Origin of the sequence: Bifidobacterium sp. W8114 (assembly GCF_016101165.1) — a bacterium.
Lineage (GTDB): Bacteria > Actinomycetota > Actinomycetes > Actinomycetales > Bifidobacteriaceae > Bombiscardovia > Bombiscardovia asteroides.
In genome coordinates, this window is sequence record NZ_JACFRA010000004.1 from 239,638 (window position 1) to 264,213 (window position 24,576).

At 63.7% G+C, this 24,576-nt stretch carries 18 protein-coding genes; 5 read left to right on the top strand and 13 right to left on the bottom strand.

Going from position 1 to position 24,576, the window contains the following annotated elements; translation table 11 throughout:
* Positions 1 to 183 precede the first annotated feature (183 nt).
* Positions 184 to 2,418 (top strand): HelD family protein, encoded by a 2,235-nt coding sequence (locus H3T89_RS07085; RefSeq protein ID WP_198216627.1) that lies wholly within the window; start codon positions 184 to 186, stop codon positions 2,416 to 2,418.
* 157 nt (positions 2,419 to 2,575) lie between these two features.
* Here H3T89_RS07085 and nrdR read toward each other — a convergent pair whose 3' ends face one another.
* The gene (nrdR, locus tag H3T89_RS07090; protein ID WP_044090887.1) at positions 2,576 to 3,058 is read right to left on the bottom strand and encodes a transcriptional regulator NrdR; all 483 of its coding nucleotides are present in this window, start codon (positions 3,056 to 3,058) and stop codon (positions 2,576 to 2,578) included.
* Positions 3,059 to 3,220: 162 nt separating this feature from the next.
* Positions 3,221 to 3,574, bottom strand: coding sequence for a LysM peptidoglycan-binding domain-containing protein (locus H3T89_RS09125; RefSeq protein ID WP_198216628.1), 354 nt, complete (start codon positions 3,572 to 3,574; stop codon positions 3,221 to 3,223).
* Between the two features lie 223 nt (positions 3,575 to 3,797).
* Between H3T89_RS09125 and lexA the strand changes: the two genes are divergently transcribed.
* Complete coding sequence (lexA, locus tag H3T89_RS07100; RefSeq protein WP_415873471.1) at positions 3,798 to 4,613, top strand: transcriptional repressor LexA; 816 nt, start codon at positions 3,798 to 3,800, stop codon at positions 4,611 to 4,613.
* 3 nt (positions 4,614 to 4,616) lie between these two features.
* On the opposite strand, the gene H3T89_RS07105 is transcribed toward lexA, so the two are convergent.
* The 3 genes from H3T89_RS07105 to hflX all read right to left on the bottom strand — a co-directional run bounded on the left by H3T89_RS07105 (position 4,617) and on the right by hflX (position 8,135).
* Entirely contained in the window at positions 4,617 to 5,546 is a 930-nt protein-coding gene (locus tag H3T89_RS07105) for a cation diffusion facilitator family transporter (RefSeq protein ID WP_198216629.1), read from the bottom strand.
* 71 nt (positions 5,547 to 5,617) lie between these two features.
* Complete coding sequence (locus H3T89_RS07110; RefSeq protein ID WP_046322674.1) at positions 5,618 to 6,580, bottom strand: L-lactate dehydrogenase; 963 nt, start codon at positions 6,578 to 6,580, stop codon at positions 5,618 to 5,620.
* A 97-nt stretch (positions 6,581 to 6,677) separates the two neighbouring features.
* A complete protein-coding gene (hflX, locus tag H3T89_RS07115; protein WP_232348534.1) occupies positions 6,678 to 8,135 on the bottom strand; it encodes a GTPase HflX in 1,458 nt (485 codons plus the stop codon).
* 219 nt (positions 8,136 to 8,354) lie between these two features.
* Here hflX and H3T89_RS07120 point away from each other — a divergent pair, with 219 nt between their 5' ends.
* Genes H3T89_RS07120 through H3T89_RS07130 form a run of 3 tightly spaced genes read left to right on the top strand, consistent with a single transcriptional unit; the run spans position 8,355 to position 13,995 of the window.
* Positions 8,355 to 9,023, top strand: coding sequence for a class I SAM-dependent methyltransferase (locus H3T89_RS07120; protein ID WP_415873472.1), 669 nt, complete (start codon positions 8,355 to 8,357; stop codon positions 9,021 to 9,023).
* Positions 9,020 to 13,111, top strand: coding sequence for an ATP-dependent RNA helicase HrpA (gene hrpA / locus H3T89_RS07125; RefSeq protein WP_198216630.1), 4,092 nt, complete (start codon positions 9,020 to 9,022; stop codon positions 13,109 to 13,111). The genes H3T89_RS07120 and hrpA overlap by 4 nt, the downstream gene beginning before the upstream one ends.
* Positions 13,108 to 13,995 carry a hypothetical protein gene (locus tag H3T89_RS07130; RefSeq protein ID WP_015021548.1) on the top strand — a complete coding sequence of 296 codons (888 nt, stop codon included), beginning with the start codon at positions 13,108 to 13,110 and terminating at the stop codon, positions 13,993 to 13,995. Before hrpA ends, H3T89_RS07130 begins: the two co-directional genes overlap by 4 nt.
* A 9-nt stretch (positions 13,996 to 14,004) precedes the next feature.
* On the opposite strand, the gene glnA is transcribed toward H3T89_RS07130, so the two are convergent.
* The 8 genes from glnA to dnaE form a co-directional block, all read right to left on the bottom strand.
* Complete coding sequence (glnA, locus tag H3T89_RS07135; RefSeq protein WP_015021547.1) at positions 14,005 to 15,342, bottom strand: type I glutamate--ammonia ligase; 1,338 nt, start codon at positions 15,340 to 15,342, stop codon at positions 14,005 to 14,007.
* A 46-nt stretch (positions 15,343 to 15,388) separates the two neighbouring features.
* The gene (gene priA, locus H3T89_RS07140; protein ID WP_198216631.1) at positions 15,389 to 16,120 is read right to left on the bottom strand and encodes a bifunctional 1-(5-phosphoribosyl)-5-((5-phosphoribosylamino)methylideneamino)imidazole-4-carboxamide isomerase/phosphoribosylanthranilate isomerase PriA; all 732 of its coding nucleotides are present in this window, start codon (positions 16,118 to 16,120) and stop codon (positions 15,389 to 15,391) included.
* 1 nt (position 16,121) lies between these two features.
* Positions 16,122 to 16,895, bottom strand: coding sequence for an imidazole glycerol phosphate synthase subunit HisH (gene hisH, locus H3T89_RS07145; protein WP_198216632.1), 774 nt, complete (start codon positions 16,893 to 16,895; stop codon positions 16,122 to 16,124).
* Between the two features lie 32 nt (positions 16,896 to 16,927).
* A complete protein-coding gene (locus H3T89_RS07150) occupies positions 16,928 to 17,680 on the bottom strand; it encodes a hypothetical protein (RefSeq protein WP_110416955.1) in 753 nt (250 codons plus the stop codon).
* On the bottom strand, positions 17,677 to 18,279 hold the full coding sequence (hisB, locus tag H3T89_RS07155; RefSeq protein WP_198216633.1) for an imidazoleglycerol-phosphate dehydratase HisB: 603 nt from the start codon (positions 18,277 to 18,279) through the stop codon (positions 17,677 to 17,679). The genes H3T89_RS07150 and hisB overlap by 4 nt, the downstream gene beginning before the upstream one ends.
* A gap of 99 nt (positions 18,280 to 18,378) precedes the next feature.
* Complete coding sequence (locus H3T89_RS07160; protein WP_198216634.1) at positions 18,379 to 19,527, bottom strand: histidinol-phosphate transaminase; 1,149 nt, start codon at positions 19,525 to 19,527, stop codon at positions 18,379 to 18,381.
* A complete protein-coding gene (gene hisD / locus H3T89_RS07165) occupies positions 19,524 to 20,921 on the bottom strand; it encodes a histidinol dehydrogenase (protein ID WP_198203772.1) in 1,398 nt (465 codons plus the stop codon). The genes H3T89_RS07160 and hisD overlap by 4 nt, the downstream gene beginning before the upstream one ends.
* 82 nt (positions 20,922 to 21,003) lie before the next feature.
* Complete coding sequence (dnaE, locus tag H3T89_RS07170; protein ID WP_198216635.1) at positions 21,004 to 24,561, bottom strand: DNA polymerase III subunit alpha; 3,558 nt, start codon at positions 24,559 to 24,561, stop codon at positions 21,004 to 21,006.
* Positions 24,562 to 24,576: the final 15 nt, after the last annotated feature.

Sequence of the window (24,576 nt, forward strand, 5' to 3'; positions counted from 1 at the left end):
TTGCTCACCACCATGACACCACTACAGGCCCAAACTCAACCATTCGCCTCGGCAAAAGGTCCGCCTCGGCGTTTCGCCACCTGGCAAAGAAGGCGCAACCAAGTGTCTGCAGGGCCGGAAAAGTAGAGGTCGAGCGGTATATTGGATCATCCGATTTTTGAACATTGGACAGAACGGACACACATGTCGAGCTATTCCTCACAGCTGCATGAAGAGCAGGCGGCGGTGGACAGGGCCTACGGCCGTCTGGACGAGCTGCGGACGCAGGCCAGAACCAGACTGGACGCAGTCCGGGCCGCCGGCTCCCACGGATCCCCCACCCAGCGCACTGAGCGGGATTCCTTCGCCAACATGTATGAGGACCGGCTCACCCAACTGCGGGCTGTGGAGGACCGTCTGGTCTTCGGCCGGCTGGATACGGCCCAGGGCGGCCGACGATACATAGGACGATTGGGCCTGCTTGACAGCAACCACGAGCCCATCCTGACCGACTGGCGGGCCGAGGCCGCACGCCCCTTCTACGAGGCCACGCCGGCGGATCACGGCGACATCGTCATGCGTCGGCACATCACCCTCAACTTTCGCCAGGTCACCGGCATCGAGGATGAGGTTCTGGACCTGTCGGCCCCCGAGGTGGACAAGGCAGCCCAGGGCGGCACACTGGCCGGCGAGGGCGCGCTCATGGCGTCCCTGTCCAGCCGCCGGACCGGCCAGATGACCGACATCGTGGCCACCATCCAGGCCGAACAGGACCGAATCATCCGATCCCCTATGACCCGCCCGTTGGTGGTCCAGGGCGGTCCAGGCACCGGCAAGACGGCCGTGGCTCTGCACCGTGCGGCCTATCTGCTCTACACCCATCGGCGCCGACTGGAGAGTGCAGGCGTGCTGATCGTCGGGCCCAGCAACGCCTTCCTGCACTACATCGACCAGGTCCTGCCCTCCCTGGGCGAGACCGGAGTGCTCAGCCGCACCATGGGGGACCTCATCCCCGGCATCAGCACCGAACGCCGGGAGGACCCGCACATAGCCCGGCTCAAGGGGGACATCCGCATGGCCGAGGCCGTAGCCAACGCCGTCGCCGCCAGGGAGCGGGTGCCTGCCTCCCTGCCCACGGTCAAGGTGGATGGGGTCGCCGTCCCCATGCTGGCTGTCGACCTGGAACAGGCCCTGGTCGATGCCCGCCGCAGCCACCAGCCCCACAACAAGGCCAGGAACACCTTCGTGCGCTCGGCACTGAACGCCATGACCGCCCGTTACGCCGAGGGAGTGGATTACGAGCCCGGAGCTGAGGAACTAGCCCGTGTAACCTCCCTGCTGCGGCTGAACGACCAGGTGCGGAGGACACTCAACCTGGCCTGGCTGCCCATGAACCCCCGCTGGCTGGTCAACGACCTCTGGTCCAGGCCGGACCGTCTGCGCCGGTTCGCCCCCTGGCTGACCCCTGAACAGATTGACCTGCTGACCCGGCAGGACGGCGCCGGACTGACCGTATCCGACATCCCCATCCTGGACGAGGCCATGGAACTGCTGGGCCCCGACCCCCGCCAGGCGGATCGAGACCAGGCTGAAAAGGCCCGCCGCGATGAGGAACGCCGGTTCGCCAGCGACACCCTGGCCCAGAACGGCATCGGAACGGGCATCGTGACCTCGCAGATGCTGCTGGATTCCATCAACGGCCAGGACGATAACCAGGCAGCTGCCCAGGCGGCCGCCGACCGCGAATGGGTCTACGGGCACATCGTGGTCGATGAGGCCCAGGAACTGACGGCCATGGACTGGAGGATGCTGGTCCGGCGCTGCCCCTCCCGTTCCTTTACCATTGTCGGGGACGTGGCCCAGACAGCGGCCCTGGGCGGCACCCGATCCTGGGCCTCCACCATGGATAAGCTTTTCGGCCCGGACGGGTGGGACCAGCGGCAGCTGACCATCGACTATCGCAATCCTCGTCAGGTATCCAACCTGGCCTCATCCTTCGCAGCCTCCGAGGGTCTTGAGGTTTCAACACTCAAGGCCGTGCGCGAGGTGGAAGGATCGGTCAGCCACCTAAGGGCAGAGGATCGGGCCAGCCTGCTGGACCAACTGCCTGACTTGGTGAGCAAATTGGCGGAACGTCATCTGGGCAAGGACGGTACCGGACGCCTGGCCATCATCGTTCCCGGCGCTCTGGAAGCCGAGGTCAGCTCGCGGCTGCATATTGATAAGGCTCAGGAGCATCAGATCACAGTCACAACCACCGGTCACACCAAGGGCCTGGAGTTCGACGCCGTGGTTCTGGTTGAGCCTGGGGCCATTCAGGATGAAGCCCCCTCCAGGCTGAGCGCGGCGGCCGACCTCTATGTGGCCATGACGCGACCGACCCAGGAGCTGGTCATCGCCCAGACTTCCGAGGATCAGAGGCTGCTGGACCTAGGATGACTTGCCTGAGTGCCTGGCCTGTATCGTGCCTGGAACCCCCATTCAATTCGTGCTAAGCCGGTTACAGGCCAGCCCCGTCACGCATTGACGGAAATCGCTGGCCTGTTGCAGTGTGGTTCTGTTGCAGTCAGAATGACCGATGCCAGAATAGCTGACTTCAGGACTGTGCAGTAGCAGACTGCTCTTCAGCCGACTGGTCTTCGGCGCGCAGGGTGTCGATGGCCTGCTGGAAGTCCTCCAGGTTGCTGAAGTTGCGGTAGACCGAGGCGAAGCGCAGATATGCCACCTCGTCCAATTCCCTGAGGGGCTTCAGAATGGCCCTGCCGACCTCTTCCGAATCAACTTGAGCCAAACCGCGTGAACGCAGATCCTCTTCAACCTGCTGGCCTAGGAGCTTCAGGTCATTCTCATCGATGGGCCTGCCCTGGCAGGCCTTCCTCACGCCAGAGATGACCTTGTCGCGGTTGAAGGGTTCGGCATTGCCTGAGCGTTTCATGACCAGGAGAATTGAGGTCTCCACCGTGGTGAACCGACGCGAGCATTGCGGGCACTCACGGCGGCGTCTGATGGCATGGCCGTCGTCGCTGATTCGCGTATCCACAACCTTGGTATCGGGATTCTGGCAGAAAGGACAGTGCATATTCAATATCATAGCGCCAAAGAACCTCAAGACCCACGTATACCGGGCCTATTAGCGTATAACCCTGGACAAACTCCTTGAATTCCGCTAGTACCTGCATCCAGACGACAAGTCATCGAAGCCCCGTCTTTAATCCCCTCCCCCGGATCGAAAGTCGCTGCATCAATCGTCGCCGGGAATCAGAATTCGGTCGCCAACGCGCAGATTGGGAGAGGACATGTTATTGATCTGCATGATACGATCTACGTTTTTAGCGACATCCTCCCCTTGCGGGGTGATTGAGGCCGCATAGGACCAGACATTGTCGCCCGGACGAACTGTTCTTGTGATGACCTCCTGCGGCCCCGGAGCGGAACTGGCCGGCCGAGCCATCCATCCGAACCCAGACAGGGTCAGAGCGCCGACGGCTAGGAAAACCCCGAATCTGCGCACGATGACACCCAGAAAACCCTGATCGGGCCAGGCCTTGACAGCTCCACGAAGACGGGCCGTGAAGGACGAGAACACAGAGCTCACAGACGCCAGGCAGGTCGAAAACAGGTTCAACGGCGCAGACATGCGGGAACTGGCATAGGTAGGAACAACCATCGCACTCCTCTTTCGAACATTTGTTCTATCGAACAGATGTTCTCATTCTGACACCGCGATGGTCATTTGGCAAGGCTGATTCGAACATTTGTTTGATTTTTCACTTCAGGCAGGTTAGACTGGGTTCAGTTTCCCAGGAAAGGAGCCTATCGTGAGTACCATCCCCTTTACAGGGTCCACGGCCACGAGCTCCCTTAACCAGTCCACTGTCGCCGATAAAGCCGACTCGCAGGAAACCGCCTCAACCTCAGCCAAGTACAAAGCGAGGGAAAACTCCGCCGGCACTGAGAGCCCGAATCATGGCTCCAGGCCCAGGCTGACCGATCGCCAGGCCAGAGTGTTGGAGGCTATCAAGCGACACCTGTCAGAGCGCGGATTCCTGCCCTCCTACAGGGAGATCGGCAGAGACGCGGGACTGCGCAGCACTTCTTCCGTCAAGCACCAGCTTCAGGTCCTGCAGGATCTGGGCTATATTCGTCTGACTGCCAACAAGGGACGCGCCATAGAGCTGGTCCAGGACCAGCCTGAGCCGACTGCGGGAACCGCCAGGATTGTGCCCTTCCCTGACGTACAGACCGACGAGGCCATCATGCAGTCCCGCGACGTGCCACTGGTGGGCAGAATCGCCGCCGGTCAACCCATTCTGGCAGAACAGCATGTGGACGATGTCATGCGCCTGCCCGAGCGTCTGACTGGATCCGGCGAGCTCTTCATGCTCGAGGTACATGGGGATTCCATGGTCGATGCCGCCATCTGCGACGGGGACTTTGTGGTCGTCCGCCGCCAGCAGGAGGCTGAGAACGGAGATATCGTCGCGGCCCTGCTGGACGATGGGGCCACGGTAAAGACCTTCCGCCGCGAGGACGGTCACGTTTGGCTGATTCCGCACAACCCTGCCTACTCCCCCATTGATGGCACCCACGCCGTCATCATGGGCAAGGTGGTCACCGTCCTGCGCAAAGTCTGAAGGCTACATGTCCAAATGCTCGCCGCTGCTGTCCCGGTGCCCCTGCGGTTCTATCTGAAAGGTCGTGTGTTCGACCGAGATAGGGAAATGATCGCGCAGACAGCTTTGCATGCTGGTCAGAATTCGTTCGTTTTCGACGGCCGAGGTGCCCTGACGCACAATCACGTGTGCCGTCAGCTGCGGCAGACCAGTGGAGACGCTGTTGGCATGCAGGTCATGAACCTCAAGTACGCCGGGCACACCCTCCAGATGCTTCCTGACCTTGGCCATGTCGAGGTCCGCCGGTGTCTCCTCAAGAAGTACAGAGATGCTGCTGGCCAGCAGTTTGATCGCGCGGGGAATCATCAGCAGGGCAATCAGGCCTCCCGCCACGGCATCGAACCCGGCCCAGCCTGTGACCATCATGACCACGGCTGATACCAGGACCGCCACCGATCCCAATGCGTCATTGACCACTTCGAGAAAAGCGGCACGCATGTTCAGGTTGTCCTTATGGCCGGAGGCCAGGACCAGGATGGACCCAACATTGGCAGCCAGGCCCAAGATGCCGAAGAAGAGCAGCAGCCCCTGCTGATGGACTTGGTCCCGTCCGGGCGACCAGAGCCGCATGACTGCTTCCACAATGGCGTAGATGCCTATAGCCAGCAGTACCAGAGCCCCACCAGCCGCCGTGATGACCTCCAGACGGGACCAGCCCCAGGTTCGCCGGTTTGTAGGGCGGCGCTCCATCAACACCGCAGTGACCGTGGAGGCGATTAGTACAGCCATGTCGGTCATCATGTGCCCGGCATCGACCAGCAGGGCCAGGCTGCGGGTGACCAAGGCGCCAACGACTTCGGCCACGAAGACCGACCCCGTCAGAGCCAAAGTCGTCAGCAACTGTCGACGATGGGCGGATCCGCCACCCTGGATACCACTTTCATGAGCGCTCATGCATACCCCGATTCATCAGTCACCAAGGTATGTCACCGGGGGCTGCGAGGCAAGGGTTTTCCGTGAAATACTCAGAAGCCGAACTTGCTTGCCGTCTCCTTCAAGGTCTCGGCGGAACGCTTCAGAGCAGCCAGCTCGCCGTCGCTCAGCGGGGTGTTGATGTGGGTGTTGACCCCCTCGCGGTTGAGCACGCTGGGCACCGACATGCACACGTCAGAGATGCCATGGAAGTCCTCCAGGAGGGAGCTGACCGGCAGGATCCGGTCGGTGCCGTTCAGGATGGACTCGATGATGTCCACGCCGGACATGGCGATGGCGAAGTTGGTCGCCCCCTTGCCCTCGATGATCTGATAGGCAGCGTTCTTCACCTCCTGGTGTATCTCCTCGCGCTTGGCCGCGTCCAGGGGCTCATGGCCGGGCAGCTCCATCCAGTCGCACATGGGCACGCCGCCGATGGTGGCCGAGCTCCAGAGCGGGACCTCGGAGTCCCCGTGCTCGCCGGCGATGTATGCATGGACGTTCTTGACATTGACTCCGGTCTGCTGGCCGATCAGGTAGCGCAGACGGGCAGAGTCCAGGTTGGTGCCCGAACCGAACATCTGGTTGACCGGCAGTCCGGACAGCTCCAGGGAGACTCGGGTGACGATGTCGACGGGGTTGGTAATCAGCAGGAAGATGGCATTGGGGGCCACCTCGACCATCTGCGGGATGATGGACTTCATCATGTTGATGGTGGCACCGGCCAAGTCAAGCCGAGTCTGCCCCGGCTTCTGCCTGGCTCCGGCCGTGATGACCACCATGTCGGCGTCGGCGCAGATCTGCGGATCGTCCGAGCCATCGATGGTGACCGTGGGATAGAAGCTGGATCCGTGCTGCATGTCGCGGACCTCGGCCTCAACACGCTGGGCGTTGATATCCTCAAGAACAATCTCTCGAGCCACGCCGCGCTGGGCCGCCGAAAAGGCCAGAGTCGACCCCACGGCTCCAGCTCCCACGATTGCTAGCTTGGTTGGCTTGATTGATGATTCCGCCATATTCTATGGACCTCTCTTATCGGAACCCGCGAAACGGGTTTGCCGCTGACAACATACGTAGTCTACCCAGCATAGGTGACCTGGTGCGCATCTGCCCTTAAGAGTTCAGCCCGGCCGATGGCGTGTCACCCGCTGAAGCCTGCAAGGGCTTCTGGTCAATGGCCTGGTCAAGCACGGCGGCCGCCAGCCGGTCGTCCACATCAGCGCTCAGCGCAACCCCGTCGGCCCGATATTCCAATGACTCCACCCGTCCCATCTGCCGTACCTGCTCCAGCAGGGAGCCGCTGGTGTAGGGCAGTATGGCCTGGACATGCACGGCGGGAGCGGGCAGCAGCTCCTCCACCCGCTTGCGCAGGGACTCCAAACCCTGACCCTGCTTGGCCGAAACCAGGAAGGCTTCAGGCTCAAGGTTGGCAAGCCGTTGCCGGGCGTCCTTATCGATCAGATCCACCTTGTTGAAGACCAGCAGGCGGGGAATGGACTCGGCGCCGGGGATGTCTGCCAGCACGGCGTCCACAGCCCTGATCTGCCCGAAGGGATCGGGGTGGGAGCCATCCACCACATGGAGAATCAGATCGGACTGCCCCACCTCCTCCAGGGTGGATTTGAAGGCCTCCACCAGCTGGGTGGGCAGGCGGCGGACGAACCCGACCGTGTCCACATAGACGTAGAGCCGACCATCTGCCGCCTTGGTCCGCCTGACCGCCGTGTCCAGGGTCGCGAAGAGGGCGTTCTCCACCAATTCTTCGGATCCGGTCAGCCGGTTGGTCAGCGAGGACTTGCCGGCGTTGGTGTACCCCACCACGGCCACGGCCGGGAGCTGGTAGCGCCGCCGGGACCCACGCTTGACCTGGCGCGAGGGGGCCATCTGGGCGATCTGGCGCTTCAGCCGGGAAATCCGCCGCCTGATGACCCGACGGTCGGTCTCGATCTTGGTCTCGCCCGGGCCGCGGGAGCCTATGCCGCCAGCCTGTCCTGCAGCCTGACCACCAGCCTGTCGGGAGAGCGACCCGCCCCAGCCGCGCAGCCTGGGCAGCATGTACTCCAGTTGGGCCAGCTCCACCTGTGCCTTGCCCTCGCGGCTGGTGGCGTGCTGGGCGAAGATGTCCAGAATCAGGGCCGTCCTGTCGACCACCTTGACCTTGGTGACATCCTCAAGCGCACGTCGCTGGGAGGGATGCAGGTCGTCATCGGTGATGATGGTGTCGGCGCCCAGCCGGGCCACGACATCTGCCAGCTCCCGCGCCTTGCCCGAACCCAGGTAGGTGGCTGGATCCGGCTTGACCCGTTGTTGAAGCAGCCCATCCAAGACCTCAGCCCCGGCGGTCCGTGCCAGGGCGGCCAGCTCTCGCAGGGACTCCTCGGCCTGGCCGACCGTGGTCCTCGAACCCGACCAGACACCAACCAGGACCACCCGCTCCAGACGGACCTTGCGGTACTCCACCTCGGTCACGTCCTGGAGCTCACCCAGCCCCTCGACATGGCGGAAGGCATTGCGCCGGCTGCGCTCCTCCCACTCCTGGTCCTGCCCGGCCCGCCCTTGACTGCCGGTCAGTACCTCGGACTTGTGAGAGAGCGGGTCCTGATGGGCATCGTCAACTGCTGAACCATGCTCTTGAGTTGGTTGTTCTTGGGTCAAAGGCACCTCTGCATTGATCTATGGACTGGGGAACGAATCCGGTATAGGCGGAATCATGACACAGTCTTTATTATCATCTTCTTAGCAGACATCAGCGGGTGCCCGAGGGACGGGCAGACTTCAAAGACGGACGGGATGGACATGACGCACAGGGACCATGGCAGCAGCCGGGGGCAATCCTCCAGGACCGGGATGGACGGAGGCGAACAGTACTTTGTAGCCCGTCCGGCCTCCCCCGACCTCCGGCGGACCATCCAGGTCGAACTGGCCGGCCGCACCTGCCAGGTGGAGGTCTCCCACGGGGTCTTCTCATCGGGCAGGCTTGATCTGGGCACATCGGTCCTGCTCAAACGTGTTCCCCAGCCACCGGCAGAAGGCGACTTTCTGGACCTGGGCTGCGGATGGGGTCCCATCGCCCTGAGCATGGCCATGCAATCGCCCAAGGCCAACGTCTACGCTGTGGACACCAACCTGCGGGCCCTGGATCTGACTGCCCGGAACGCCAAATCCCAGGGCCTTGACAGGGTGCGCACGCTGGCCCCGGAGCAGGTGCCGGACGATCTGCGCTATGACCTGATCTGGTCAAATCCGCCCATCCGGGTAGGCAAGCCGGCACTGCACGACCTGCTGATGACCTACTTGCCCAGGTTGAAGTCCCAGGGCCGGGCCTACCTGGTGGTCCAGCGCAACCTGGGCGCTGACTCCTTGATTCCCTGGCTGGCTGAGGCTCTTGGCTCCGGCTGGACAGCGGAGAAGCATGCCTCGGCCAAGGGCTACCGGATCATCGAGGTGGGCCGGGCATGAGGTTCGATTATCCCGCCGAGCTCCCCATCAGCGCGGCCAAGGAGGACATCGTCCATGCCGTGCAGTCCTCCCAGGTGGTCATCGTCTCAGGTCAGACCGGCTCGGGCAAGACCACCCAGATTCCCAAGATCCTTTTGGAGATGGGCCGGGGCGACCACGGCCATCAGATCGTGCACACCCAGCCCAGGAGGATCGCCGCCAGAACCGTGGCCGAGCGCATCGCCTCGGAGACGGGCACCCGATTGGGTGATCAGATCGGCTACCAGGTGCGTTTCACCGACAAGTCCAGCCGAAGCACCCGCCTGCGGGTGGTCACCGACGGGATCCTTCTGGCACAGATTCAGGGCGATCCCCAGCTGCGGGCCTACGACACCATCATCATCGACGAGGCCCACGAGCGCAGCCTGAACATCGACTTTCTGCTGGGGTATCTGACCGCCTTGCTGCCCAGACGGCCCGATCTGAAGCTGATCATCACCTCGGCCACCATCGATTCGGTCAAGTTCCGCGACCACTTCGCCAAGGCCCTGCACACCCAGGTGCCCGTGCTGGAGGTCTCCGGCCGTACCTATCCGGTCCAGACCCTCTACGAGCCCGCCGGATCGGCACCGGCCCTGATGCGGCACGTCCCCGGGTTCGACTCCGAGGATGGACAGGACAGGGAGGATCCGGACATCCCCAAGGCAGTGGCCCGGGCCTGCGCCGAGCTGGTCATCCATTCCACCCATGTGGACGGCCCCAGGGACATCCTGGTCTTCGCTGCCGGCGAGCGCGACATCCGCGAGTACGAGACCGCCCTGCGCCGCCACTTCGGCCCGCGAACCTCCGACATGCGCCGCGCGGACGCCCTGGAGATCATCCCGCTCTTCGCCCGCCTGTCGGCCAAGGAGCAGCACCGGGTCTTCGAACGCCACGGGCATCAGCGCATCGTCATCGCCACCAACGTGGCCGAAACCTCCCTGACGGTTCCAGGTATCCGTTACGTGGTGGACCCGGGACTGGCCAGGATCAGCCGCTACTCCAAGTCGGCCAAGGTCCAGCGCCTGCCCATCGAGCCCATATCCCAGGCCTCGGCCGATCAGCGTGCGGGCCGTTGCGGACGTGTGGCCGACGGCATCGCCATCCGCCTCTATGCGAAAGACGACTATGACACCCGTCCCAAGTTCACCGACCCGGAGATCCTGCGCACCTCCCTGGGTTCGGTCATCCTGCACATGCTCTCGGTGGGCGTGGCCCATACGGCCGAGGACGTCACAGACTTCGGCTTCATCGATCCGCCCGACACACGTGCAGTCAGCGACGGCCTGCGGGAGCTGACCGAGCTGCAGGCCATCTCCCGCCAGCAGGGCCTCATCCGGCTGACCAATCTGGGACGACGGCTGGCCAGAATCCCCATCGACATCCGTCTGGGCAGAATGATTCTGCAGGCCGGTCAGGATGCCACCCCGGACACCCTGGCCGCCGTTCTGGTGGTCGTGGCCTTCCTCTCCCTGCAGGACCCTCGCGAGCGCCCGGAGGAGAAACGCGAGGAGGCCGATCGAATACATGCCCGTTACGAGGACCCCTCCAGCGACTTCCTGACGGCCCTGAACATCTGGAACCGCTTCTTCCCGCAGGACAAGGAGCCCTCCAACAGTGCCCTGCGCAAGGCCTGCAAACAGGAGTACATGGGCTTCCTGCGTATGCGACAGTGGCATGACCTCTACCGGCAGCTGGCTCAGATGTGTCGGGGCCTACACATGAAGGTGGGCTCCCCTGTCCCCGTCAAGGGACCGGATCAGGCTCTGCTGGCCTTGCCTATTGGGCAGCAGGCGGCCCAAGCCCTGGTCTGCTCCTGGGACGATCAAGGCATCCACCGGTCCATGCTGGCCGGCCTGCTCTCCAGTCTGGGAATGCAGGTGGTCCACGAACCCAAGGCCTCCGATTTCGCCGGCCTGCATGGCGCGGCACGGGCCAAGGCCATGAAGCGGGCACGCCGGCAGGCCAAGAACGACTACCAGGGGGCGCGAGGCACGCACTTCGCCATCTTCCCCGGCTCTGCGCTCTCCAAGTCCAATCCGCCCTGGATCATGGCCGCCGAGCTGGTGGAGACCTCCCGGCTCTGGGCTCGCTGCTGCGCAGCCATCGACCCCGCCTGGGCCGAACCCCTGGCCAAATCCCTGACCAGAACCACTTATGCCGAACCTCACTGGTCTGCCTCCCGTGGTGCCGCGGTGGCAACCTCCAAGGTCCTGCTCTACGGCCTGCCCATCGTGCGCGACAGGACGGTCCAGTGGGCCCGAATCAACCCCGCCCAGGCCCGGGACATGCTGATACGCCAGGGCCTGGTCCAGGGCGAGGTGCGCGAGCGCTTCCCGCATGACGGCTTCATCCAGGCCAACCGGCAGGTGCTCAACGAGGCCGGCGAGCGGACCAGCAGGACCCGCCAGATTACTGGCACCGTCACCGAGGAGGACCTCTACGATTTCTACCAGGAGCGCATTCCCCAGGAAGCCACATCCCTGGCCGCGCTGGGCTATTGGTGGCGGAAGCACCACGATGCGGACCCACATCTGCTGGACTTCGACCCCGACAAGGTGGAGCGTCTGAACGACCAGTCCGCCTCCTACCGACCCGGGGACTACCCCGACCACTGGCACACCCTGGGCATCGACGGACGGCCCATGGATCTGCCCCTGACCTATCGTTATCAGCCGGGAGAGCCAGACGACGGCATCACGGTCCACATCCCACTGCACTGCCTGAACCAGCTGACACCCGGGCAGTTCAGCTGGACCGTGCCGGGCCTCCTGGACGACCTGATCACAGCCACCATCAAGTCCCTGCCCAAGGCACTGAGGGTCCAGTTCGTCCCCGCCCCTGACGCCGCCCGGACAATCCGCGCTTGGATAGACGGCCACTATCCCCTGCTGCCCGGCGCCGACCCTGCGTCGGCGGACCGGGCCACCTACGGGTCAGCGGACCGGCCTGCGGACGAAGATGGCAGCAATGCCGGAGCCATTCCCGCCGGGGGCTGGCCGGACTTCGAGCAGGCCTTCACCGCCGCAGCCATAGACACGGTCGGAGCCCAACTGCACCCGGAAGTCTTCACCCAGGCCAGGCTGGAACGGCTGCCCGACTACCTGAGGCCCACCTTCCAGGTGGAGGAGGATCGACGCCAGGGCCACGGCAGTGGCCACAAGGGCCGGAGCCACCCCAAGGTCCTGGGCCGGTCCAAGTCCCTGACCGACCTGCAGCGCGACCTGGCCGGACAGGCCCGGCAGTCGGCCCGGTCCCGGGTGGACTCCCAGGCCAGCAAGGCCGCCCGACAGGGCCAGGTGGTCAAAAGCGCCGACCTGCTCCATCAGTCCGGCGCCACCACCAAACCGCGCGAGGAACTGATCTGGCAGGCTGCCTTGGACAAGCTCCATCTGCCTGCCCAGAGGATCTCCTCGCGTTGGCTCAGCCGAGAGGCCCTGATGCTGGCCTCAGCCCCCTACCCGGACACCTCCGCCCTGGCCGAGGACCTGCAGATGGCCACTGTAAAGCGCCTGATCCCCCACACCGAAGCCATCACCGACGACCGGACCCTGCAGGAGGCTGTAGCCGGCGTCAGCCAGGTCTACGAGGACACCGTGTATCAGGTGGCCAAGGATGTTGTCGCTATTCTGGAGACTTCGGCCCAGGTGGACAAGGCCGTGTCTGGCCCGGCCGATCTTCCCCTGCTCTCGGTTCTGCAGTGGATACGCCAGCATTCGGCCAATCTTGTGGCCAAGGGCTTCATCGGCGCCGACCCGCCCTATGCCCTCCCCCGCCTGCGCACATATCTGAAGGCGGACCTGATGCGGCTGAACAAGGCCCGCAGGGACAAGGACCGTGACGTACGATGGGCATGGCAGGCGCAGACCGCCCAGGATCTGGTGGACCAGGCGGCCAAGACGGCCCAGTCTCTGCCCGCCGGTCCCGGACGAGACCAGGCCATGGACCGTGCACAAAGGGGACGTTGGATGATGGAGGAGTACTTCGTCTCCATCTGGGCCCAGGAGCTGGGGACGGCCATCCCTGTCAGCCTGCAAAGAATCAGGAAGGCGCTGGAAGGAAAACCATGAGCACAAGTCCATCGGGACGAAGACGCAGGGGCGGCAACAAACGCGAACGGATGACCCTTCGCCGCGCACAGACCCTGGGGGCCGCCCTGATGGCCATAGTCCTGGTGGTCGCCCTGTGCATCCTGGCCGTCCGCTTCGTCTCATACCGGCTGATGGTCGGCCGCGTCATCCGCTACCAGGAGCAGCTTTCCCAGGAGTATGTCTTCAATCCAGGCAGGATTATCACCGATCACCGCTTCCATGACACCATGGACATGAACGCCGACGATGTTCAGGCCTTCTTGGACCAGAAGGGGGCGTCCTGCAACGGATCCACTTGTCTGCGCAACCTGCGGATGGACGTCCCCGACCGCCCCGGTGACGGTCTATGTGATGCTTACAAGGGCGGCAAGGGGCAGAGCGCGGCCCAGATCATCGACGGGTCCGCTCGCTCCTGTGGGATAAGTCAGAAAATCCTCCTGACCATACTGCAAAAGGAGCAGCATCTGGTAGCCACCGACCAGCCCGCCACCCAGGTCCAGCTAAAGTCCGCCATGGGCCTTTCCTGCCCTGATGGCGCGGATTGTGACGCCCGCTACGCCGGTTTCTTCAACCAGGTCTACGGGGCCGCCCATCGATTCCGCTACTACCAGGCGCACCGGGATCAGTACGCTTACAAGACCAAGGCCCTGAACGATGTTCGCTTCAGCCCCGATGCCTCCTGCGGCAGCGGTAAGGTCTACATCGAGAACGATGCCACTGCCTTGCTCTACATCTATACGCCCTACCAGCCCAACGAGGCAGCGCTGCGGGCAGGAGACGGCGAGGGCAACCGCTGCTCAAGCTATGGCAACCGCAACTTCGTCATCATCTACAACAGCTGGTTCGGCCGATCAGACCAGTAAGCCCCGGGTTCAAAGCCTGGGCAGGTAGTAGGCCAGCTCGTAGGGGGTGACCTGACGACTGTACCCGGCCCACTCCCTGTGCTTGTTGCGCAGGAAGTACTCGAAGGTCTGCTCGCCCAGCACCTGGGCCACGAAGTCCGACTTTTCCATGACCTTGAGCGCCGCATCCAGGCTGTCAGGCAGGGGCTCGATGCCCATGGCCTGCCGCTCGGCGTCGGTCAGCTCCCAGACGTCGTCGCTGGTGGGCTCGCCCAGGGTCATCTTCTGCTCGATCCCGTCCAGGCCCGCAGCCAGCAGCACCGAGTAGGCCAGGTAGGGGTTGGCCCCCGGATCCAGCCCGCGGAACTCCATCCTGGCCGAGTTGCCCTTACCGGGCTTGTACTGGGGTATGCGCAGGAGGGCGGACCGGTTGTTGTGCCCCCAGCAGACGTAGCTGGGCGCCTCGGCCCCGCCCCAGAGACGCTTGTAGGAGTTGACGTACTGGTCGGTCACCGCGCAGATCTCGGCCGCATGTGCCAGTATGCCGGCGGCGAACTGCCGGGCCGTCTGGGACATGTTGAACTCCTGGCCCACCTCGTAGAAGGCGTTGGTGTCCCCCTCGAACAGGCTCAGATGGGTGTGCATGCCCGATCCCGGCTGATCGGTGAAGGGCTTGGGCATGAAGCTGGCATAGATTCCACGCTCCAGTGAGATCTCCTTGACCACGGTCCGGAAGGTCATGATGTTGTCGGAGGTGGTCAGGGCATCGGCATAGCGCAGGTCGATCTCGTTCTGTCCAGGCCCGGCCTCGTGGTGGGAGTACTCCACCGAGATGCCCATCTGCTCCAGCATGTTGACGCAGGCCCGGCGGAAGTCCATCCCCGGGCTGCGGGGCACGTGGTCGAAGTAGCCGCCCTCGTCGATGGGGGTCGGGACCTGGGACCAGTCGTCCTGGTTCTCAAACAGATAGAACTCGATCTCCGGATGGGTATAGAAGATGAAGCCCTTCTCCTTGGCCTTGGCCAAGGCCCTCTTGAGCACATGCCGGGGATCGCCGCTGCTGGGCTCGCCATCCGGGGTGAGCACGTCGCAGAAGATCCGTGCTGTGCCCTGAGGTCCGCCCCTCCAGGGAAGAATCTGGAAGGTGGACGGGTCGGGCTTGACGATCATATCGTCCTCGGAGACCCTGGTCATGCCCTCGATGGCCGAGCCGTCGAAGCCCAGCCCCTCCTCGAAGGCGACCTCCAACTCGGTGGGCGCTATGGCCACCGACTTCAGGGTGCCCAAGACGTCGGTGAACCAGAGACGAATGAACCGGACATCGCGCTCCTCGACAGTGCGCAGCGCGAACTCCTCTTGCTTATCCATAGAGCTTATGCTCCCATTCCTATATTTCGCAGACTTGCTTATAGCGTTAACAATGCCCCGAGACCAGGTCCAGCGCCTGCTCCAGGGTGAAGGCCCCCTCATAGAGGGACTTGCCCAGGATGGCGCTGTCCACGCCCCGATCGGCCAGATCCAGGATCCGGCTCAGGTCATCCAGGCTGGATATACCTCCCGAGGCGGTCACCTTGGCCGGAGTCCGGTCAGCCACCTGTCCCAGCAGATCCAGGTTGGGACCGGTCATCATCCCGTCGCGTGTCACATCGGTGACCACATACCGGCTGCAACCGTCCCGGTCCAGCCGATCCATGGCCTCGAAAAGATCCCCGCCCTGTCTGGTCCAGCCCCGGGCGGCCAGGGTGTGTCCGCGCACATCCAGACCCACGCAAACCCTCTGCCCGTAGCGATTCAGGACCCGGCTTGTCCATTCCGGGTTTTCCAGGGCCGCCGTACCGATGTTGACCCGGGTGGCACCGGCATCCAGGGCCGCCTCCAGACTGGCTTCGTCGCGGATACCGCCGCTGAGCTCCACCTTGACGCGATCCCCCAGCTCGTTGACCAGGGCGGCCAGCTTGTCGCGGTTGTCGCCCGTGCCGAAGGCCGCATCCAGATCGACCAGGTGGAGCCACTCGGCACCCTGGTCGACCCAGGCCTTGGCTGCATCGGCAGGTTCCCCGTAGACCTTCTCGGAGCCGGAGACCCCTTGCTTCAGGCGGACCGCCTTTCCGTCGCGGACATCGACAGCGGGTAGGAGCGTCAGCATCTCATTCACCTTTCTCGCAGGGGCGTCCGGAAGCCCCGGGAAGGGTCCGCACCCAATTGGTCAGCAACCGTGCGCCGGCCTGGCCGGACTTTTCAGGATGGAACTGGGTGGCGCTCAAGGGACCGCACTCATAGGCCGCCACGAACCTGCTGCGTCCATAGGTGGCCCAGGTAACCAGCGGTTCACCGAAGGAGGTGCCCTGTGAGGTCTTGTAAGATGCTGGTTGGACTGCCCCTGGCCGCGTTTCGCCCTCTCGGTTGAACACCGATACCCGCAGGGACAGATCGGGCTGTGCCAGGCTGGCCCGGTCATCTCCCTGCGCCGCCATGGCGGCATAGGAGTGGACGAAGTAGAAGCGCTGGTCCTGGACCCCTGCCAACAGTTGTGTTCCCTGAGGCGCCTGGACATGGTCCCAGCCCATATGGGGCACCACATCGGCATCCAGCTCGGTCACCCGCCCGGGGATCAGGCCCAGACCGGGCTCGCTGCGACCGTCCTCGTCCCCGAACTGGAACATGATCTGAAGACCTATGCAGACCCCGAGAACCGGCAGGCCCTGGGCCAGGCGATCCAGGATGATGCGGTCTCCGCCGACAGCCCGCAACCCCGCCATGCAGGCCCCGTAGGCCCCCACGCCGGGAATGACCAGGCCGTCGGCCTTCATGGCCAGGTCCGGGTCGGCGCTGATTCGCGCATCAACCCCAAGCTGGGAGAGGGCATGCACCATGGATCTGACATTGCCGAACCCATAGTCAAGCACCTGTATCCTGGTCATGTTCCTCCTAGCCAAGCCGTTTGCTTGTTCGATTACTCGACACGACCCTCGCGAGTCGATCCGCCGGCCCCGAACCTGGTATGCGAGGCGATGATGCCCATGGCCTTCTCGCGGTTGTACTCCCCCGAGTCGAAGATTAAGGCCCCATCCTGGCGCAGCCTGTCCACCGTGGTGGTTCCGATCATCAGGTCCTCCACAAAGTCGGCGGTGGCGGCGAAGAGGATGGGCGGGGCAAGCGTCTGCCCCGACTGCCCACTGATCCAAAGGGTCACTTCGAGTTTGTCGGCCCGGTTGACCGCCAGAATGGCACTGAGCCCGGATACGACCGTAGTCAGATCGCGAATGGCTGCCTCGGGGCCGTCCCCGTCCAGATTTCTAAGGACGGCCACGGCACCCTCACGGGCCTGGATGCAATAGGCAGATATATCAGATATCTGGCAGAAGGCCGCCAGAAGCTCTGCCGAAGCCAGGCGGGTCACCATGACGGCGGCCTTGGCCCTGTTGCCGATCAGGCCTTCAAGCTCCTGATCGAAGTCTGCCGCAACGCCATCAGCCTCGTCCGGTTCCACCGACGAATGGTCAGCGGGCTCGGAATTCAGCCCAGCCTCGTCATCCACGCTCGATCCGGAGTGCTCAGACAGCTGATCCGCTTGGTCCTGGCCCTCATTGAACTCGGCCTCAAAGCTGGCCAGGGCCCGCTCGACCTCCTCCTCGCTCAGATGATGGCCGGAATCCGGCAGATCCTGATCCCTACTGTCATTGTTGTCGTATTCATCAGCGCTCATAGCGACCCCTTGGTGCTGGGGATGTCCTTGACCCTGGGATCAGGCTCCACGGCGAAGCGCAGAGCCCGGGCCAGGGCCTTGAATTCAGCCTCGGCGATGTGGTGCGGATCCCTGCCCGACAGGAGGGCCAGGTGCAGGCAGATGCCGGCATGCATGGCGATGGACTCCATGACGTGCCTGACCAAGGAACCGGTGAAGTGCCCGCCGATCATGGCGTACTGGAACCCCTCAGGCTCACCGGTGCAGACCGCATAGGGCCTGCCCGAAATGTCGACCACGGCTCTGGCCAGGGCCTCGTCCAGGGGGACGGTGGCGTCGGCGAAGCGCTTGATGCCCCGCTTGTCCCCCAGGGCCTGGGCCAGGGCCTCGCCAAAGACGATGGCCACGTCCTCGACCGTGTGATGGACGTCGATCTGGGTGTCCCCGCTGGCCTTGATGGTCAGGTCAATCAGGGAATGCCTGCCCAGGGCCGTCATCATATGGTCATAGAAGGGCACCGAGGTGTCGATGTCGGTCACCCCGGTGCCATCCAGATCCAGACTCAGGCTCACCTTGGACTCACTGGTCTGGCGGGTGATGGTGGCTGTTCTGCCTGCCATTGCTGCTCCTCCGCTTTCTGCCGCGCACTCCAGTAAGCACTGTGTCTTCTGCGCAGCGTCTAGACCACCAGCATAGCCGTCCCGCTGGTCTGCATCCTGCTAGAACCGCTTGAGGACATGGACCAGGGTTTGGCGGAATCGCTCCATCTCCGAGTCCGTGCCCATGCAGACCCTCAGGTAGCCTTGGGGACCCACGGCCCGGATCAGCACGCCTTCATCCTTCATGGCCTCGAAGACGGCATCCCGGTCGGGGAAGGTCCCGAAGAGGATGAAGTTGGAGGCCGAGGGGACCACGGTCAGGGGCCGGCCGTGGAACTTCTGCCCAGCCAGCCACTCGGCGGTTTCCCGACGGGTCTGGCGAAGCTTATCGACCCGAGCCAGTTGGAGGTCCGTGTGCTCCAAGGCAGCCAGGGCCGCAGCCTGGGTCAGTGCACTCAGATGGTAGGGCAGCCGGACGATGCGGACCGCGTCTACTATTCCCTGGGATGCAGCCAGGTAACCCACCCTGGCGCCGGCGAAGGCGAAGGCCTTGGACATGGTCCTGCTGACTGCCAGGTGGTCGTACTGACCGATCAGGCTGACCGCCGAGGGCGTGCCCGGGTCCCGAAACTCGATGTAGGCCTCATCCACGACCACGATGGGCCGGGCGGACGGGTCCGCGCCCGTCACAGGGACCTGAGAGCAGACCTTCAGGAGCCTGGTCAGCTGATCCATGGGCAGGGGCGTCCCTGTGGGATTGTTGGGACTGGTCACCAGGACCATGGCGGGCCCCAGCTCCTTGATGCGCTTGATGGTTTTATCCATGTCCAGGCTGAAATCGGGCAACCGGTGGGCCAGCTCCCAGTCGGTGAAGGTGTCCCGGGCATACTCGGGATACATGGAATAGGTAGGGTCGCAGCCCAAGGCGATCCTACCCGGTCCGCCGAAGGCCTGGAAGAGCTGGAGCATGATCTCATTGGATCCGTTGGCCGCCCAGATTTGCTCGGGTGGGAGCGAGGTACCAGACTCCCTCTTCAGGTAGACAGCCAGAGCCCGCCGCAGGTCCTCATGTTCCCTGTCTGGATAGCGGTTGAGGCCGGGGGCAGCCTGGCGGACACGCTGGCAGATGGCATCGACCACCTCCTGGTCCAGGGGGTAGGGGTTTTCGTTGACGTTCAGGCAGACCGGGACATCCAGCTGGGGGGCGCCATAGGGTTCTTCACCCACCAGATCGGTACGGAGTGGAAGATCTGCTGGAACGGCACTCACAGCAAACCGGCCTTCTCTTCGTTGGCTTCCAGGTCGGCCTTGTCGTAGGGGTCGTCCAGGAACCGGCTCAGGATGCACTCGCCATGGGCGGGCAGATCCTCGGATACGGCGAAATCGTTGATCTTGGCTGCGATGGGCTTAAGCCCTTCCTTGTCATATTCGATGACTTCGACAGGCTTCATGAAGGTGTGGACGCCCAGGGCCACGTCGAACCGGGCTGTGCCGCCGGTGGGCAGGACGTGGTTTGACCCGGACATGTAGTCGCCCAGGGGCACAGGAGAGTAAGGACCGCGGAAGATGGCGCCAGCGTTTCGAATTCGGTCGATGACAGCATCGGGATCGGCCGCCTGAACCTCAAGATGCTCGGCGGCATAGGCATTTGCCACGTCGATGGACTGGTCGATCCCGTCGGTCAGAATGATTCCCGACTGATTGCCGCCCAGGGAGGTGCGCACCCGGTCGGCATGCTCGGTCCGAGGCACCCTGCGCCCCAGGGCCTCCTGAACGCCCTTGGCCAGTTCCGGGCTGTCGGTGATCAGCACCGAGCCGGCCAGCTCGTCATGCTCGGCCTGTCCGATCAGGTCTGCCGCCACCCAGTCGGGGTTGGCCTGCCCGTCGGCAAGAATGGCGATTTCCGTGGGTCCGGCCACGGCGTCAATTCCCACCATGCCGGAGACCATCTGCTTGGCTGTCGCCACAAAAATGTTGCCAGGGCCCGTGATCTTGTCGACCGGGTCACAGAGAATCTCCCCGTCCTGGGGCTCGGATCCCCTGGCCCCGTATGCGAACATGGCCACGGCCTGGGCGCCGCCCACGGCATAGACCTCATCCACTCCCAGGATGGCGCAGGTGGCCAGGATGATGGCCGCCGGCAGACCCCGAGGGTCGTCGGATGCGGGCGGAGTGGCCACGGCCAGGGAATCGACGCCGGCAATCTGGGCGGGCACCGCGTTCATGATGACCGAGGAAGGATACAGGGCCTTGCCTCCCGGCACATAGAGGCCTACGCGCTCGATCGGAATCCACCGCTCGCTGACCCGGGCACCGGGTGCCAGGTCGGTGGCCATGGGCTTGGGCACCTGTGTGGTGCAGACCTTACGGATGCGGGTAACTGACTCCTCTATTGCCGCCCTGACCTTGGGATCCAGCTGCTCCAGGGCCTCCTGCATGGCCGATGCCGGAACCCTCAGATCATGAGGACGCACATGGTCGAACTTCTCCTCCAGGTCGCGCAGGGCCGCCGCCCCATGTTCACGCACCTGGTCCAGTATGGGCTGCACCTGGGCGCTGGCCTCCCGGGTACCCATATCGGCTCGGGGCATGGCGGCGAGGAGTTGGGCGCGGGACATGGTTTTCCCGCGCAGATCCATGGTTCTCATCATGAGCTTTGACATACTTCGATGGTAGTGAACTTTTATGTCGCCAAAGCCAGCGACCCACCACCGTCCCAAATGGTGAGACGGGTCCGGGCGCGTCCTAGGCCGACGGTAGGCAGGAGGGTCCGAAGACCGACTTGATCTCGGCCATCATGGAGGTGTCGTGCCTGGTGCGGAATCCGTCGCCAAAGGTCAGCAGACGCACGTTCCCGCGGTCGTCGGTGACGGCCAGACGGACCTGGCAGTAGCCGGGGTGGGACTTGAGTATCCGGGCCAGCCGCTCCATGTGCCCCCTATCCAGGGCCTGCCTGGGCAGGGTGATGGTCAGTGGCCGCTCGTCCGCCGACTCCAGGACGGGCACCTCCATATCATTGACGCGGATGTTGGTGGCCTCGTCACGAAGCTCGACCACTCCCCTCACCCGGATGACCGAGTCCAGGGCCAGGTCGTCGGCGTGGGCGTCGTAGACCTTGCCGAAGAACATGCATTGGATGGAGCTCTCCAGGTCCTCGATGGTGACGATGGCCCACGGGTTGCCCTTCTTGGAGACCCTGCGGTCCACAGCAGTGACCAGCCCGGCCAGGGTCACCGCCTTGCCGTCCATGCTGTTAGACCGGTTGAGCAGCTGGGCGATGGACATGTCTCGCATGCCGGCCAGAACCGAGGTCATGCCGCTCAGTGGATGGTCGGACACATACAGGCCCAGCATCTGCCGCTCGAAGTTGAGTTTGGTGGACTTGTCCCACTCGTCGATGTCGGGCACGGTCACCTGGGCATCGCCCAAGGCATCCTGCTGGGGTTCATCGTCATCGGCGTCGGCGAAGAGGTCGAACTGGCCCTCGGCCTGCTTGCGTTTGATGGGCATGACCTGGTCGACTGCCTCGTCGTGGATCTGGAAGAGGGCCCTCCGGTTGGGGTCGATGCCGTCGAAGGCACCACCCTTGATCAGGGATTCCACGGTTCGCTTGTTGAGCACCTCCATAGGCACCCTCTTGACGAAGTCCATGAAGTTGACGTACTTACCCCGGGGCCCCTGGCGCTCCTTGATGATGTCCGCCACCACCTTGTCGCCCACATTGCGAATGGCTCCCAGGCCGAAGCGGACCACGTCGCCGACAGCGGAGTACTCGGCAACGGACTCGTTGATGTCAGGCGCCAGGATGCGGATGCCCATCCTTCTGGCCTCGCCCAGATAGAGGGCTGTCTTGTCCTTGTTGGTCCGCTCGTTCTGCAGCAGGGCGGCCATGAACTCCACTGGATAGTGGGTCTTGAGATAAGCGGTCCAATATGCGATCAGAGCATAGGCCGCGGAGTGCGCCTTGTTGAAAGCGTAGCCGGAGAAGGGCACCAGGACATCCCAGACCGCCTGGGCCGCCTCCTGGGAGTAGCCGTGCTCCTTCATACCCTCGAAGAAGGGAACCTGCTCCTTGGCCAGGACGTCAGGCTTCTTCTTGCCCATGGCCCTTCGCAGCACATCGGCTCGACCCAGGGAGTAGCCGGCCAGAATTCGGGCTGCGGACTGGACCTGCTCCTGGTAGACGATCAGGCCGTAGGTCTCATCGAGCACGCCCGCCAGGGGCTTGGCCACCTCCGGATGGATGGGCTCGATCTTCTGCAGCCCGTTCTTGCGCTTGGCATAGTTGATGTGCGAGTTCATATCCATGGGCCCCGGCCTGTAGAGGGCGATCAGGGCGGAGATGTCGTTGAAGTTATCTGGCTTGAGCATGCGCAGCAGGGATCGCATGCCGTCACCATCGAGCTGGAAGACGCCCAGGGTGTCGCCCCGGGACAGCAGCTGGTAGGTCTCCTTGTCGTCCAGGGGGACCTTCTCGATGCTGATGGGCTCCTTGCCGTTGCGCTTGATGTTGGTGACCGTGTCCCTGATGACCGTGAGGTTGGACAGCCCCAGGAAATCCATCTTGACCAGCCCCAGGGTTTCGCAGGTGTGGTACTCGAAGGTCGTGGTCACTGTGCCGTCGGTGCGCTCCATCAAGGGCGAGGTATTGGTGATGGGGTTGGAGGCCATGATGGTGGCGCAGGCGTGCACACCGGTCTGGCGGATGATGCCCTCGATGCCCTTGGCCTCCTCGGTGATTCGCTTGACATCCGGGTTGGACTCGTACAGGTCGCGGAACTCCTTGGCCTCCGGATAGCGCTTGGACTGGGGATCGAAGATCTCCTTGAGGCTCATGTCCTTGCCGTTGACCGTAGGCGGCAGGGCCTTGGTCACCTGGTCGCCCACGGAGTACTCGTAGTCCATGATCCTGGCGGAGTCCTTGAGGGCCTGCTTGGTCTTGATGGTGCCATAGGTCACGCACTGGGCCACCTTGTCTGAACCGTACTTGCGGCCCACGTAGTCCAGGACCTTCATGCGCCCCTCCGGGTCGAAGTCCACGTCGATATCGGGCAGGGAGACGCGCTCGGGGTTGAGGAAGCGTTCGAAGATCAGGCCGTGCTTGAGCGGGTCCAGCTCGGTGATGCCCATGGCATAGGCCACCATGGATCCTGCCGCCGATCCACGGCCCGGTCCCACCATGATCCCATGGTTCTTGGCCCAGTTGATGTAATCGGCCACCACCAAAAAGTATCCGGTGAACTGCATCTGGCAGATGACCCCGCACTCGTAGTCGGCCTGGTGGGAGACCTCCTCGGGCACCCCGTCCGGGTAGCGGTTCTTCAGCCCCTCGTCCACCTTCTTCAGGAAGAGGGAGGTCTCGTCCCAACCCTCCGGGCAGTCGAACCGGGGCATGAAGGCCCCGTCCTCATGGTCGTCGAACATGACGTTGCATCGTTCCGCGATCTCCAGGGTGTTGTCGCAGGCTTCGGGGAACTCCTTGAAAATCTCGCGCATCTCCTGGGAGGAGCGGATGTAGTAGCCGCTGCCGTCGAACTTGAAGCGGCCGGGGTCGGTCAGTCGGGATCCCGAGTTGATGCAGAGCAGGGCATCCTGGGCCGAGGCGTCCTCCTTGCGCACATAGTGCGAGTCGTTGGTGGCCACCAGGGGGGCATCCAGACGACGGGCGATCTCCAGCAGATCCTTGGTCACCCGATGCTCGATCTCCAGCCCGTGGTCCATCAGCTCCACGTAGTAGTTCTCCTTGCCGAAGATGTCCTGGAACTCCCCGGCGGCCCGCAGGGCCTCATCGAACTGGCCCAGCCTCAGCCTTGTCTGGACGATGCCCGAGGGACAGCCGGTGGTGGCGATGACCCCCTTGTGGTAGGTGGACAACAGATCCTTGTCCATGCGGGGCCACTTGCCGACCAGGCCCTCCAGGTTGGCCACCGAGGAGGCCTTGATCAGGTTGACCAGGCCCGTGTCGTCGCTGGCCCAAAGGGTCATGTGGGTAATGAAGCCGCCGCCGGAGACATCGTCGGAACGCTGCTCGTCGGTTCCCCAGTGGACCCGGCTCTTGTCCTGGCGGGCCGTCTCTGGGGTCACGTAGGCCTCGATGCCGATGATGGGCTTGATGTCGGCATCCACGGCCGTGCGCCAAAGCTCATAGGCCCCGTGCATGTTGCCGTGGTCGGTAATGGCCACGGCAGGCTGCCCTAGCCGTCCCACCTCGGCAACCAGGTCGGGGATCCTGCTGGCCCCGTCCAGGGTGGAATAGTGGGTGTGGGTGTGAAGGTGAACGAAGTCTGACCGGGTTGAGGACATATCTCCAACTTACCC

What these genes read in the sequence shown, in the direction of transcription:
- H3T89_RS07085 (WP_198216627.1), top strand. Translation starts at nt 184, where the DNA reads ATGTCGAGCTATTCCTCACAGCTGCATGAAGAGCAGGCGGCGGTGGAC.
- nrdR (WP_044090887.1), bottom strand. Translation starts at nt 3,058, where the DNA reads ATGCACTGTCCTTTCTGCCAGAATCCCGATACCAAGGTTGTGGATACG.
- H3T89_RS07105 (WP_198216629.1), bottom strand. Translation starts at nt 5,546, where the DNA reads ATGAGCGCTCATGAAAGTGGTATCCAGGGTGGCGGATCCGCCCATCGT.
- H3T89_RS07110 (WP_046322674.1), bottom strand. Translation starts at nt 6,580, where the DNA reads ATGGCGGAATCATCAATCAAGCCAACCAAGCTAGCAATCGTGGGAGCT.
- H3T89_RS07120 (WP_415873472.1), top strand. Translation starts at nt 8,355, where the DNA reads ATGGACATGACGCACAGGGACCATGGCAGCAGCCGGGGGCAATCCTCC.
- hrpA (WP_198216630.1), top strand. Translation starts at nt 9,020, where the DNA reads ATGAGGTTCGATTATCCCGCCGAGCTCCCCATCAGCGCGGCCAAGGAG.
- H3T89_RS07130 (WP_015021548.1), top strand. Translation starts at nt 13,108, where the DNA reads ATGAGCACAAGTCCATCGGGACGAAGACGCAGGGGCGGCAACAAACGC.
- glnA (WP_015021547.1), bottom strand. Translation starts at nt 15,342, where the DNA reads ATGGATAAGCAAGAGGAGTTCGCGCTGCGCACTGTCGAGGAGCGCGAT.
- priA (WP_198216631.1), bottom strand. Translation starts at nt 16,120, where the DNA reads ATGCTGACGCTCCTACCCGCTGTCGATGTCCGCGACGGAAAGGCGGTC.
- hisH (WP_198216632.1), bottom strand. Translation starts at nt 16,895, where the DNA reads ATGACCAGGATACAGGTGCTTGACTATGGGTTCGGCAATGTCAGATCC.
- H3T89_RS07150 (WP_110416955.1), bottom strand. Translation starts at nt 17,680, where the DNA reads ATGAGCGCTGATGAATACGACAACAATGACAGTAGGGATCAGGATCTG.
- hisB (WP_198216633.1), bottom strand. Translation starts at nt 18,279, where the DNA reads ATGGCAGGCAGAACAGCCACCATCACCCGCCAGACCAGTGAGTCCAAG.
- hisD (WP_198203772.1), bottom strand. Translation starts at nt 20,921, where the DNA reads ATGTCAAAGCTCATGATGAGAACCATGGATCTGCGCGGGAAAACCATG.
- dnaE (WP_198216635.1), bottom strand. Translation starts at nt 24,561, where the DNA reads ATGTCCTCAACCCGGTCAGACTTCGTTCACCTTCACACCCACACCCAC.